Raw genomic sequence first — 11971 nt, 5'->3', positions numbered from 1 at the left:
CGGGGTAAGCACTGGCGCGGGATGCACCTTAATTGTGCAAACCACGCTCTAGACTTCAGGCTCTGGAAGTGCATGCCGCATTTCCGTGCCATCGATTCCCTGCCCCGGTGCATGCCGGGGCGTCGGACCCGTCCCGTTCCCTCTTTCCGGAGATTCCACGTGAAATTCGCCCTGCTTCGCACCCCTGTCGCCGCCGCCCTGGCCCTCGGCATGCTCGCCGCCGCGCCCGCCTTCGCGGCCGACAAGTCGGTGGCCGTGACCGCCATCGTCGAGCACCCGGCGCTCGACGCCGTGCGCGACGGCGTCAAGGCCGAGCTGAAGGCGGCCGGCTACGAAGAGGGCAAGAACCTCAAGTTCACCTACCAGAGCGCGCAGGGCAACGTGGGCACGGCGGCCCAGATCGCCCGCAAGTACGTGGGCGACCAGCCCGACGTGATCGTCGCGATCGCCACCCCCTCGGCCCAGGCCACGCTGGCCGCCACCAAGACCATCCCGGTCGTCTACTCGGCCGTGACCGACCCGGTGGCCGCCAAGCTGGTGAAGAGCTGGGACGCCACCGGCACCAACGTGACCGGCGTGTCGGACCTGTCGCCGCTGGACAAGCACATCGCCCTCATCAAGCAGGTGGTGCCCACGGCCAAGCGCATCGGCGTGATCTACAGCCCCGGCGAAGCCAACTCGGTGGCGATCGTGGCCGACCTCAAGAAGGCCGCAACGGCCGCCGGCATGACGGTGGTGGAAGCCGCCGCCGCGCGCACCGTGGACGTGCCGACCGCCGCCCAGAGCCTGGTCGGCAAGGCCGACGCGATCTACACGCCGACCGACAACAACGTGGTGTCGGCCTTCGAGGGCATCGTGAAGGTGGCGCAGCAGGCCAAGCTGCCGGTGGTGGCGGCCGACACCGCGACCGTCGAGCGCGGCGCGGTCGCGGCGCTGGGCCTGAACTACACCGACATCGGCCGCCAGACCGGCAAGATCGTGGTGCGCATCCTCAAGGGCGAGAAGCCCGGCACGATCGCCTCGCAGACCAGCACCAACTTCGAGCTGGTGGTGAACCCGGGCGCGGCCAAGCTGCAGGGCGTGACCCTGTCGGACGAGCTGCTGAAGACCGCCAAGGTCGTGAACACCAAGTAAGTCCCGGCTTCATCGCCGCCGACGGGCCGTCCTGCGGGCGGCCCGTCTTTCTTTTCGCCGGGAGCTTCTTCCTCATGTCCCTCATCGCCTCGCTGGGCGCCATCGAGATCGGCCTGATATTCGGGCTGGTCGCGCTGGGCGTCTTCATGTCCTTTCGCATCATCAACTTCCCCGACCTCACGGTGGACGGCAGCTTCCCGCTCGGCGCCGCCGTGGCCGCCACGCTGATCGTGGCCGGCTGGAACCCGGTGGCCGCCACCGCGGTGGCCTGCGTCGCGGGCGCCGTCTCGGGCTGGGTCACGGCCTGGCTCAACGTGAAGCTCAAGATCATGCAGCTGCTCGCGAGCATCCTGGTGATGATCGCGCTCTACTCGATCAACCTGCGCGTGATGGGCAAGCCCAACGTGGCGCTGATCACCGCAGCCCACCGTGTTCAGCATGGCCAGCTTCGGCGGCATGCCCGAGCAGTGGGCCAAGCCGCTGCTGCTGCTCTTGATCGTGATCGCCGCGAAGATCGTGGTCGACCTGTTCTTCGCCTCCGAGGCCGGCCTGGCGATGCGCGCCACCGGCGGCAATGCGCGCATGGCGCGCGCCCAGGGCATCTCGACCGACTTCCACACCATGGCGGGCCTGGCGCTGTCGAACGCGCTGGTGGCGCTGGCCGGCGCGCTGTTCGCGCAGAGCCAGGGCACGGCCGACATCTCGATGGGCGTGGGCACGATCGTGATCGGCCTGGCGGCGGTGATCATCGGCGAGACGCTGATGCCCGCGCGCAGCATGGTGATCACCACGCTGGCCTGCATCCTGGGGGCGCTGCTCTACCGCTTCTTCATCGCGATGGCGCTGAACACCGACTTCATGGGCCTGCAGGCGCAGGACCTGAACCTGGTGACCGCCGTGCTGGTGGCGTTCGCGCTGCTGGTGCCTGCCTACAAGCGCAAGCTCGCCGGGCTTTTCAAGGGGAAGAACTGATGCTGCGCGCCGAACAACTCGAGATGACCTTCAACCCGGGCACGCCGATCGAGAACCGCGTGCTGCGCGGGCTCGGCCTGGAGATTCCCACCGGCCAGTTCGTCACCGTGATCGGCTCCAACGGCGCCGGCAAGTCGACCTTCCTCAATGCGGTGAGCGGCGACCTGATCGTCGACAAGGGCCGCATCGAGATCGACGGCAAGGACGTCACGCGGCTCAACGCCTGGCAGCGTTCGGGCATGGTGGCGCGCGTGTTCCAGGACCCGATGGCCGGCACCTGCGAGGCGCTGACCATCGAGGAGAACATGGCGCTGGCCTGGAAGCGCGGCGAGCGGCGCGGCCTGGGCCTGTCGCTGAACCGCGGCCTGCGCGAGCTGTTCCGCGAGAAGCTGTCGATCCTCAAGCTCGGGCTGGAGAACCGGCTGGCCGACCGCATCGGCCTGCTGTCGGGCGGCCAGCGGCAGGCCGTGAGCCTGTTGATGGCCTCGCTCAAGCCCTCGCGCATCCTGCTGCTCGACGAGCACACGGCCGCGCTCGACCCGAAGACCGCGGCCTTCGTGCTCGAGCTCACCGCGCGCATCGTCGAGGAGAGCAAGCTCACCGCGATGATGGTCACGCACAGCATGCGCCAGGCGCTGGACTACGGCTCGCGCACGGTGATGCTGCACGAGGGCCAGGTGATCCTCGACGTGGCCGGCCCCGAGCGCTCGGGCCTCGACGTGCCCGACCTGCTGCGCATGTTCGAACAGACGCGCGGCGAGAAGCTCGACGACGACAAGCTGCTCCTGGCATGACCGCCGTGCGCGCGATGCGGCCCGAGGACCTGCAGGCCGTGCTGGCGATCCAGCTCGCCTGCTACGGCGCGGGCTTCGTCGAGGACGGGACGCTGATCGTGCGCCGGCTCGCCGCGGCGCCGCGCACCGGCTGGGTGATCGAGCACGCGGGGCGGGTGGCGGCCTACCTCGCGGCCTATCCCTCGCGCGTGGGCAAGCTCACGGCCCTGCACGGCGACTTCGAGGTGCTGCCCGAGGCACAGGCCGACGCGCTCTACCTGCACGATCTCGCGGTCGACCCGGCCGCCTCGGGCCATGGCCTGGGGCCGGCGCTGGTACGGCATGCGCTGGCCTTCGCCGACGCGGCGGGCTGGCGGCGCTCGGCGCTGGTGTCGGTGCAGTCCTCGCTGGGCTTCTGGGAACGCCACGGCTACGCGGTGCATGCGCTGGCCGACGCGGCGCAGCAGGCGCGCCTGGCGAGCTATCCCGCGCCGGCGCACTACATGGTGCGAGCCTGAGGACCGCCGCTCAGCGCCGCCAGCCGCGCTGCAGCAGCCACTGCACGGTGCCGCAGACCACCACCAGCGCGGCATAGCTCGCGATGCGGCCGTCGTGGCCCGTAAATACCAGGCCGGCCAGCAGCACCAGCACGCCAGCTATCGTATTGATAGCGAATTGCGCCCAGATGGCAGGCGTTCCAGGCTTTCGCGGCATCAGGAAGCGGCCGCACAGCGCGAGCACTCCGGCCACGAAGACGGCCGGCAGCGCGAAGTTGAGGAGGTGGTTGAGCAGGGCGAGCGCGGACATTCGGGAAGGGGCGGAAGCGTCATCCGCCAGCCGCTATGGAGGTCATAGACAGCACGGTGCCGGGACGGGCTCCGCAAATTTTATAATCGTGACATGTCTGTCTGGGCTCTCGGCTTGAACCACACGACCGCGCCGCTCGATCTGCGCGGTCGTTTCGCGTTTGCCCTCGACCAGATCGCCCCCACGCTTCAGAGCCTGCGCAGCTCGTTCTCGAGCGGCCGCCACCCGCAGGTCGAGGCCGCCATCATCTCGACCTGCAACCGCACCGAGATCTATTGCGCCGCCGACCATGCCGCGATCGACCACACGGTCGGCTGGCTGGCCCAGAGCGGCGGCGTGGCCCCCGCGCTGCTGCGCTCGCATGCCTACACCCTGCACGACGGCGACGTCGCGCGCCACGCCTTCCGCGTGGCCAGCGGCCTCGATTCGATGGTGCTCGGCGAAGCCCAGATCCTCGGCCAGATGAAGGATGCGGTGCGCGCCGCCGAAACCGCCGGCGCGCTGGGCAGCACGCTCAACCAGCTGTTCCAGCGCTCGTTCGCGGTCGCCAAGGAAGTGCGTACCGCCACCGAGATCGGCGCGCACTCGATCAGCATGGCCGCCGCCGCCGTGCGCCTGGCCGGCCAGCTGTTCGAGGACCTGCGCCAGACGCGCGTGCTGTTCGTCGGCGCCGGCGAGATGATCGACCTCGCGGCCACGCACTTCGCGGCCAAGGAGCCGAAGTCCATCGCCATCGCCAACCGCACGCTCGAGCGCGGCGAGAAGCTGGCCTCGCGCTTCGGCGGCGAGGCGATGCGGCTGGCCGACCTGCCGGCGCGGCTGGCCGAGTTCGACATCGTCGTGAGCTGCACCGCGAGCACGCTGCCGATCATCGGCCTGGGCGCCGTGGAACGCGCGCTCAAGTCGCGCAAGCACCGCCCGATGTTCATGGTCGACCTGGCCGTGCCGCGCGACATCGAGCCCGAGGTGAAGGCGCTCGAGGACATCTATCTCTACACCGTGGACGACCTCGCGCAGGTCGTGCAGCAGGGCCAGGCCAATCGCCAGGCCGCGGTGGCGCAGGCCGAGGTCATCATCGACGCCGGCGTGCAGAGCTTCATGCACTGGCTGGGCCAGCGTGGCACGGTGCCGCTGATCCAGCAGCTCAACGCCCAGACCGACGAATGGCGCGCCGCCGAGCTGGCGCGCGCGCGCAAGCTGCTGGCCAAGGGCGAATCGGTCGAGGCCGTGCTCGAAGCGATGTCGCGCGGGCTCACGCAGAAGATGCTGCACGGCGCGCTGGCCGAGCTGCACGCGGGCGATGCCGCCTCGCGCGAGCAGACGGCGCAGACCATCTCGCGCCTGTTCCTGCGCAAAGAGCGTTAGCGACGCTGGCTGGCGTTGTCGTCCGCGCTGATGAAAGCGGACATCCGAACGCAGAGGGCGCGAAGGTTTCGCGAAGAACGCGAAAGAAACCTTCAAAAGATTTTTCGCTCCTTCTGCGGCTTTTGCGAAACCTTCGCGCCCTCTGCGTTCGGTTCCCGCTCCCGATCCCGCTTTTCCACCCTCACCCGTGAAGCCTTTTCTCCGCCACCAACTCGAACGCTATGCCGCCCGCCTCGGCGAACTCGACTTCCTGCTCTCGCGCGAGGACATCATGGGCGACATGGCGCAGTACCGCACCATCTCGCGCGAGCATGCCGAGGTGACGCAGGTGGCCGGCCGCTATGCGCGCTACGTGCAGCGCGAGGCCGACATCGCGGGCGCGAAGGAGATGCTCGACGACCCCGACATGGCCGAGATGGCCGCGCAGGAGATCGCCGAGGGCGAGGCCGAGCTCGCGCAGCTGGAAGACGAACTGCAGCGCCTGCTGCTGCCCAAGGACCCCGACGACGCGCGCAACGCCTTCCTCGAAATCCGCGCCGGCACCGGCGGCGACGAATCGGCGCTGTTCGCGGGCGACCTGCTGCGCATGTACACGCGCTATTGCGAGCGCGCCGGTTGGCGCTGCGAGATCGTCAGCGAGAACGAGAGCGAGCTCGGCGGCTACAAGGAAGTGGTGGTGCGCATCTCGGGCAACGAGGTGTTCGGCAACCTGCGCTTCGAGTCGGGCGGCCACCGCGTGCAGCGCGTGCCGGCCACCGAGACGCAGGGCCGCATCCACACCAGCGCCTGCACGGTGGCGGTGCTGGCCGAGCCCGACGAGACGCAGGCGGTGCAGATCAATCCGGCCGACCTGCGCATCGACACCTACCGCGCCAGCGGCGCCGGCGGCCAACACATCAACAAGACCGATTCGGCGGTGCGCATCACGCACATCCCGACCGGCATCGTGGCCGAGTGCCAGGACGACCGCAGCCAGCACCGCAACAAGGCGAAGGCGCTGCAGGTGCTGTCGGCGCGGATCCAAGAGAAGGAGCGCAGCGAGCGCGCCGCCAAGGACGCCGCGCTGCGCAAGGGCCTGATCGGCAGCGGCGACCGCTCCGACCGCATCCGAACCTACAACTTCCCCCAAGGGCGGCTCACCGACCACCGGATCAACCTCACGCTCTACAAGCTGCTCGCGATCATGGAAGGCGACCTCGGCGACGTGCTCGAGGCGCTGCGCGCGGCGCGCGCGGCCGAGCAGCTGGCCGAACTCGAATCGAGCCTGCCCTCATGAGCACCGAGCCGCTCGCGCCTTCTACCGTGACCCAGGCGCTGGCCGCGGCCGCGCGGCTGGGCGTCGACCGGCTCGATGCCCAGTTGCTGCTGCTGCATGCGCTGGGCCGGCCGCCGCACGACCGCGCCTGGCTGCTCGCGCACGACACCGACGCGCTGCCCGAGCCGCTGTGGACCGCACTGTCGGCGCGGCTGCTGCGCCGCCTCGCGGGCGAACCGGTGGCCTACCTGCTGGGCGAGAAGGAATTCCACGGCCTCGCGCTGCGCGTCGACCCGCGCGTGCTGGTGCCGCGGCCCGACACCGAGACGCTGGTCGACTGGGCGCTGGCATGCCTCGAAGGCCAGGCCGCCCCACGCGTGCTCGACCTGGGCACCGGCAGCGGCGCGATCGCGCTGGCGCTGCAGCATGCACGGCCCGACGCACGGGTCGATGCCGTGGATGCCAGCGCCGACGCGCTCGCGGTGGCCCGCGCCAACGCCGAGCGCCTGAAGCTGCCGGTGCGCTTCGCCCAGGCCGACTGGCTCGCGGGCGCGGACCCGGGTTACGCGCTGATCGCCAGCAACCCGCCGTACATCGCCGCCGGCGACCCGCACCTGCCTGCGCTGCAGCACGAGCCCGTCTCGGCGCTGGTGGCCGGCGCCGACGGGCTCGACGACATCCGCCGCATCGTTGCCGACGCGCCCGCGCACCTGGCCGAAGGCGGCTGGCTGCTGCTGGAGCACGGCCACGACCAGGCACCCGCGGTGCGGCAGCTTCTGGCCGACCACGGCTTCGCCGAGGTGCAAAGCCGCGACGACCTGGCAGGCATCGCGCGCTGCTCGGGCGGAATCCGGCGCACGGTGAAATAATCCCTCCAGCCTACTTTTCAGGAGCCCCCATGTCCGACGCCCAGCAACGCATCGACGACCTCGTCAAATCCAACGAACTCGTGCTCTTCATGAAGGGCAACGCCAGCTTCCCCATGTGCGGCTTCTCGGGCCGCGCGATCCAGATCCTCAAGGCCGTGGGCGTCGACACCAAGTCGCTCAAGACCGTCAACGTCCTCGAGGACGACGGCATCCGCCAGGGCATCAAGGACTACAGCAACTGGCCCACCATCCCCCAGCTCTACGTCAAAGGCGAATTCGTCGGCGGCTCGGACATCATGATGGAGATGTACGAATCGGGCGAACTGCAGAAGGTGCTGGCCGGCGACGCTGCCTGATCCGGGCCCGGCGATCAGCCACGGCCACGATCATCACGACCACGGGCATCCGCACGACGAGGCTGCGGCCCCGGCGTGGAAGCACGACGGCGTGCGGGTGATCGCGGCCAACCAGCTCGACGCCAACACCGCCCAGACGCCCGGCATGAACCGGGCCGCGGCGATCAATTTCGCGCGCGTCGGCGCGCAGAAGCTCTGGGCCGGCACGGTCACCATCCATGCCGACGCCAAGACCGGCGCCCACCACCACGGCCACCTCGAATCGGTGATCTATGTCGTGCGTGGCCGCGCCCGCATGCGCTGGGGCGAGCAGCTCGAGTTCACGGCCGAGGCCGGACCGGGCGACTTCATCTACGTGCCGCCCTACGTGCCGCACCAGGAAATCAACGCCAGCCCGACCGAGACGCTCGAGTGCGTGCTGTGCCGCAGCGACGGCGAGGCCGTCGCGGTGAACCTCGACATCGAACCGGTCGAGAAGCCCGAGTCGGTGCTGTGGGTCGACCCGACCCACCCGCACGGCGGGGTCTGAGCACCCTTTCGTCCGCGGGCCGCGCCCGTGGCGGGCGCCCGCTGCGCCATGGCACCATCGGGGTCTGCTGGTGAACACCATGACCCTGACCCAAAGCCTGCTCGTCATCGCGCTCCTGATCGCGCTGAGCGCCTTCTTCTCCCTCGCCGAGATCGCGCTGGCCGCCTCGCGCCGGCTGCGCCTGCGCCAGATGGCCGACGACGGCGACGCGCGCGCCGACCTCGTGCTGCGCATCCAGGAGCAGCCGGGCTACTACTTCACCGTGGTGCAGATCGGCCTCAACGCGGTCGCGATCCTCGGCGGCGTGGTCGGCGAAGGCGCGCTGAGCCCCTACTTCGCGCGCCTGTTCGCCGGCTGGCTCGGCCCCGAGGGCGCGCAGAGCGCGGGCTTCCTGTGCTCCTTCGTGACCATCATCGCGGTGTTCCTGGTGTTCGCCGACCTGTTCCCGAAGCGGCTGGGCATGAACGACCCCGAGCGCCTCGCGGTGCGCATCGCCAAGCCGATGCAGCTGCTGATCACCACCTTCAAGCCGCTGGTGTGGTTGTTCACCGCCTGCACCGACCTGCTGTTCAAGCTGCTGGGCATGCCGATCGCGCGCGACGACAAGATCACCTCGGCCGACATCCTCGCGATGACCGAGGCCGGCGCGCGCGCCGGCGTGCTCGCGGTGCGCGAGCAGCAGGTGATCGCCAACGTGTTCGAGCTCGAGACGCGGCTCGTGAGCAGCGTGATGACCGCGCGCGACAGCATCGCCTGGTTCCTGCACGACGACCCCGAGTCGGTGCTGCGCGCGCGCATCGTGGCCGAGCCCTTCTCGGCCTATCCGGTGTGCGACGGCGACATCGACCACGTGCTGGGCTATGTCGATGCCAAGGACATGTTCCAGCGCGTGCTCAGCGGCCAGCCGCTGGCCTTCGACCAGGGGCTGCCGCTGCACAAGGCGCTGGTGATTCCCGACCGGCTGTCGCTGACCGAAGTGCTCGAGCAGTTCCAGCAGGCGCATGAAGACTTCGCGATCATCGTCAACGAGTACAGCCTGGTGGTGGGCGTGATCACGCTCAACGACGTGATGAGCACGGTGATGGGCGACCTGGTGTCCATGCCCGACGAGGAGCAGATCGTGCGCCGCGACGAGAACTCCTGGCTGATCGACGGCATCACGCCGATCCAGGACGTGCAGCGTGCGCTGCAGATCGACGAGCTGCCGCATGCCGACGAGTACGAGACGCTCGCGGGTTTCCTGATGGTGATGCTGCGCCGCGTGCCCAAGCGCACCGACAGCGTGAGCTGGGCGGGCTATACCTTCGAGGTGATGGACGTCGACAGCTACCACATCGACCAGGTGATGGTCACCAAGACCTGATCGCCCGTACCCGGGTCAGGCCGCGGAACGGGCCTTGTCCTGTTCCTTGCGCTCGATCTCGCGGTCGGCCCAGGCCCACAGCCGCTGGTTCGAGAACACCGCGTTCGGATACGGCGCCTTGCCGCGGCTGCCGTTGTAGCGGCCCAGCGTCAGGAACAGGTCGCCGCTCTCGCGGTCGAGGTAGTGGCGCAGGATCACGCAGCCGAAGCGCAGGTTGGTCTGCATGTGGAACAGCTTGGCCGGATCGCTGTCGCCGATCACGCGGGTCCAGAACGGCATGACCTGCATGTAGCCGCGCGCGCCCGCGCTCGACACGGCGAACTTGCGGAAATTGCTCTCGACCTGGATCAGCCCGAGCACCAGGCTCACGTCGAGCCCCGAGCGCTTGGCCTCGTACCAGACGGTCTGCAGGAATTCGATGCGCGAGGGCGCGTCGGCGATCTTCTTCTTGAGCCGTTCGCTCATCTCGCCGAGCCAGCGCAGGTAGGTCAGCCGGGCCTCGGTGTTCGCGAACTGCGGCACCGGCGGTGCCTTGTTGTGGATGGCCGAGCTCAGCGCGGTGCGCACCGAGTCGATCAGCGGCTCCTCGATCTGCGCGCCGGCCAGTGCGGGGCGCGGCAGCGACAGCGCCGCGAGGGCGCCCGCCGCGGCGCTCAGACAGCGGCGTCGCGAGAAGCCGCCCGGCAGGCTCATGCGGCGAGCTTGCCGGCGATGAAGTCCGCGATGCCGGCGGCCGGCACCTTGGTCGCGGCGGTGTCGCGGCGATGCTGGTATTCGAGCTGGCCTTCCTTGAGGCCGCGGTCGGAGATCACCACGCGGTGCGGCACGCCGATCAGTTCCCAGTCGGCGAACATCGCGCCCGGGCGCTCGCCGCGGTCGTCGAGCAGCACGTCGACGCCCTTGGCGAGCAGCTCCTCGTAGAGCGCCTCGGCCGCGGTCTTGACCTCGGCGCTGCGGTCCATGCCGATCGGGCACACCACCACGGTGAACGGCGCGATCGCGTCGGGCCAGATGATCCCGCGCTCGTCGTGGTTCTGTTCGATGGCGGCAGCCGGCAGGCGCGTGACGCCGATGCCGTAGCAACCCATCTCGAGGAACTGCGGCTTGCCGGCCTCGTCGAGGAAGGTGGCGTTCATCGACTTGCTGTACTTGGTGCCCAGCACGAAGACGTGGCCCACCTCGATGCCGCGCTCGATCGCCAGCACGCCCTTGCCGTCGGGCGAGGCATCGCCCGCGACCACGTTGCGCAGGTCGGCCACCAGCTCGGGCTCGGGCAGGTCACGGCCCCAGTTGACGCCGGTCATGTGGAAGTCGACCTCGTTGGCGCCCGTGATCCAGTCGGCCATCAGCGCGACTTCGCGGTCGGCCACCAGCTTCACCGGCTTCTTGAGGTTCAGCGGGCCGAGGTAGCCCGGCTTGCAGCCGAAGTGCGCGTCGATCTCGGCCAGGGTCGCGAAGCGGAAACCCTTGTCGAGGCCGGGCAGCTTGCCGACCTTGATCTCGTTCATCTCGTGGTCGCCGCGCAGCAGCAGCAGCCAGACCTGCGAGCCCTTGATGTTGCCGGCCTCGTCGACGATGTCGGTGGCCAGCACCAGCGACTTCACGGTGGTGGCGAGCGGCACGCCGAGCAGCACGGCGACGTCCTCGCAGGTGCTCTTGCCGGGCGTGGGCGTCTTCTCGAGCGCGTTGGCGGCGGCGGGACGCGGGCCGGCCGGAGCCAGCGCCTCGGCCTTTTCCATGTTGGCCGCGTAGTCGCTGTCGGGGCAGTAGACGATCGCGTCCTCGCCGGTGGCGGCGATGACCTGGAATTCCTCGCTGAGGTCGCCGCCGATGGCGCCGCTGTCGGCCGCCACGGCGCGGTAGCGCAGGCCGAAGCGGTCGAAGATATTGCGGTAGGCCTGCGCCATCGCCTGGTAGCTGGCCTTGGCCGCGTCGAGGTCGCGGTCGAAGCTGTAGGCGTCCTTCATGATGAACTCGCGCCCGCGCATCAGGCCGAAGCGCGGACGGCGCTCGTCGCGGAACTTGGTCTGGATCTGATAGAAGTTCTTCGGCAGCTGCTTGTAGCTGCGGATCTCCTGGCGCGCGATGTCGGTCACCACCTCTTCGCTGGTGGGCTGCACCACGAAGTCTCGGTCATGGCGGTCCTTGATGCGCAGCAGCTCGGGGCCCATCTTGTCGAAGCGGCCCGACTCCTGCCAGAGCTCGGCGGGCTGCACCACCGGCATCGTCATCTCGACCGCGCCGGCGCGGTTCATCTCCTCGCGCACGATCGCCTCGACCTTGCGGATCACGCGCAGGCCCATGGGCATGTACGTGTAGATGCCGGTGCCGACCTTCTTGATCATGCCCGCGCGCATCATGAGCCGGTGGCTCGCCACCTCGGCATCGGCCGGCGCTTCCTTGAGGGTGGAGACGAAGAAACGGGATGCTTTCATCGGAAATGCGGTGCTGGTTCGGAGTGAAACGAGACGGACGACGGCCCCCGTAGAGACCCTGAGAGTCCGGAACCGGTCGCTTGCCGAGTGCAACCCGGCATGCATAATCGACT

12 protein-coding genes and 1 pseudogene are annotated in these 11971 nt (G+C 69.2%); 10 read left to right on the top strand and 3 right to left on the bottom strand.

The features are described from left to right. Positions 1–159: 159 nt before the first annotated feature. From ACHMXE_RS17510 to ACHMXE_RS17495, 4 genes and pseudogenes are all read left to right on the top strand, one after another. On the top strand, positions 160–1134 hold the full coding sequence (locus ACHMXE_RS17510; protein WP_395350372.1) for an ABC transporter substrate-binding protein: 975 nt from the start codon (positions 160–162) through the stop codon (positions 1132–1134). A gap of 74 nt (positions 1135–1208) precedes the next feature. After that, a pseudogene (locus ACHMXE_RS17505) lies at positions 1209–2106 on the top strand (ABC transporter permease). Further along, positions 2106–2900, top strand: coding sequence for an ABC transporter ATP-binding protein (locus ACHMXE_RS17500; protein ID WP_057592073.1), 795 nt, complete (start codon positions 2106–2108; stop codon positions 2898–2900). Before ACHMXE_RS17505 ends, ACHMXE_RS17500 begins: the two are co-directional and overlap by 1 nt. Next, entirely contained in the window at positions 2897–3397 is a 501-nt protein-coding gene (locus ACHMXE_RS17495; RefSeq protein WP_395350371.1) for a GNAT family N-acetyltransferase, read from the top strand. The genes ACHMXE_RS17500 and ACHMXE_RS17495 overlap by 4 nt, the downstream gene beginning before the upstream one ends. Positions 3398–3407: 10 nt before the next feature. On the opposite strand, the gene ACHMXE_RS17490 is transcribed toward ACHMXE_RS17495, so the two are convergent. Beyond that, positions 3408–3686, bottom strand: a complete 279-nt coding sequence (locus ACHMXE_RS17490; protein WP_057592075.1) for a hypothetical protein — start codon at positions 3684–3686, stop codon at positions 3408–3410. Between the two features lie 93 nt (positions 3687–3779). On the opposite strand from ACHMXE_RS17490, the gene hemA reads away from it, so the two are divergent. The 6 genes from hemA to ACHMXE_RS17460 all read left to right on the top strand — a co-directional run bounded on the left by hemA (position 3780) and on the right by ACHMXE_RS17460 (position 9423). Further along, complete coding sequence (gene hemA, locus ACHMXE_RS17485; protein ID WP_395350370.1) at positions 3780–5051, top strand: glutamyl-tRNA reductase; 1272 nt, start codon at positions 3780–3782, stop codon at positions 5049–5051. Positions 5052–5238: 187 nt separating this feature from the next. Next, positions 5239–6327 (top strand): peptide chain release factor 1, encoded by a 1089-nt coding sequence (prfA, locus tag ACHMXE_RS17480; protein WP_395350369.1) that lies wholly within the window; start codon positions 5239–5241, stop codon positions 6325–6327. Beyond that, positions 6324–7175, top strand: a complete 852-nt coding sequence (gene prmC / locus ACHMXE_RS17475; RefSeq protein ID WP_395350368.1) for a peptide chain release factor N(5)-glutamine methyltransferase — start codon at positions 6324–6326, stop codon at positions 7173–7175. The genes prfA and prmC overlap by 4 nt, the downstream gene beginning before the upstream one ends. A gap of 29 nt (positions 7176–7204) precedes the next feature. Beyond that, positions 7205–7531: a Grx4 family monothiol glutaredoxin gene (gene grxD, locus ACHMXE_RS17470; protein ID WP_093341014.1), complete on the top strand. Its 327-nt coding sequence runs from the start codon at positions 7205–7207 to the stop codon at positions 7529–7531. Between the two features lie 91 nt (positions 7532–7622). After that, positions 7623–8060: a cupin domain-containing protein gene (locus tag ACHMXE_RS17465; protein WP_395350366.1), complete on the top strand. Its 438-nt coding sequence runs from the start codon at positions 7623–7625 to the stop codon at positions 8058–8060. A 79-nt stretch (positions 8061–8139) separates the two neighbouring features. After that, on the top strand, positions 8140–9423 hold the full coding sequence (locus ACHMXE_RS17460; protein WP_395350365.1) for a hemolysin family protein: 1284 nt from the start codon (positions 8140–8142) through the stop codon (positions 9421–9423). Positions 9424–9438: 15 nt separating this feature from the next. Here ACHMXE_RS17460 and ACHMXE_RS17455 read toward each other — a convergent pair whose 3' ends face one another. Continuing rightward, positions 9439–10116: a lytic transglycosylase domain-containing protein gene (locus ACHMXE_RS17455; protein ID WP_395350364.1), complete on the bottom strand. Its 678-nt coding sequence runs from the start codon at positions 10114–10116 to the stop codon at positions 9439–9441. After that, entirely contained in the window at positions 10113–11858 is a 1746-nt protein-coding gene (locus ACHMXE_RS17450) for a proline--tRNA ligase (protein WP_395350363.1), read from the bottom strand. The genes ACHMXE_RS17455 and ACHMXE_RS17450 overlap by 4 nt, the downstream gene beginning before the upstream one ends. Positions 11859–11971 lie beyond the last annotated feature (113 nt).

It is taken from the genome of Variovorax sp. UC122_21 (assembly GCF_044056785.1).
In the GTDB taxonomy this organism is placed as follows: Bacteria; Pseudomonadota; Gammaproteobacteria; order Burkholderiales; family Burkholderiaceae_C; genus Variovorax.
The sequence above is the reverse complement of the archived record's forward strand: the minus strand, read 5'-3'. Positions and strand labels throughout refer to the sequence as shown.

Coding starts and splice junctions, on each gene's coding strand:
- ACHMXE_RS17500 (WP_057592073.1), top strand. CDS start 2,106: ATGCTGCGCGCCGAACAACTCGAGATGACCTTCAACCCGGGCACGCCG.
- ACHMXE_RS17495 (WP_395350371.1), top strand. CDS start 2,897: ATGACCGCCGTGCGCGCGATGCGGCCCGAGGACCTGCAGGCCGTGCTG.
- ACHMXE_RS17490 (WP_057592075.1), bottom strand. CDS start 3,686: ATGTCCGCGCTCGCCCTGCTCAACCACCTCCTCAACTTCGCGCTGCCG.
- hemA (WP_395350370.1), top strand. CDS start 3,780: ATGTCTGTCTGGGCTCTCGGCTTGAACCACACGACCGCGCCGCTCGAT.
- prmC (WP_395350368.1), top strand. CDS start 6,324: ATGAGCACCGAGCCGCTCGCGCCTTCTACCGTGACCCAGGCGCTGGCC.
- grxD (WP_093341014.1), top strand. CDS start 7,205: ATGTCCGACGCCCAGCAACGCATCGACGACCTCGTCAAATCCAACGAA.
- ACHMXE_RS17460 (WP_395350365.1), top strand. CDS start 8,140: ATGACCCTGACCCAAAGCCTGCTCGTCATCGCGCTCCTGATCGCGCTG.
- ACHMXE_RS17455 (WP_395350364.1), bottom strand. CDS start 10,116: ATGAGCCTGCCGGGCGGCTTCTCGCGACGCCGCTGTCTGAGCGCCGCG.
- ACHMXE_RS17450 (WP_395350363.1), bottom strand. CDS start 11,858: ATGAAAGCATCCCGTTTCTTCGTCTCCACCCTCAAGGAAGCGCCGGCC.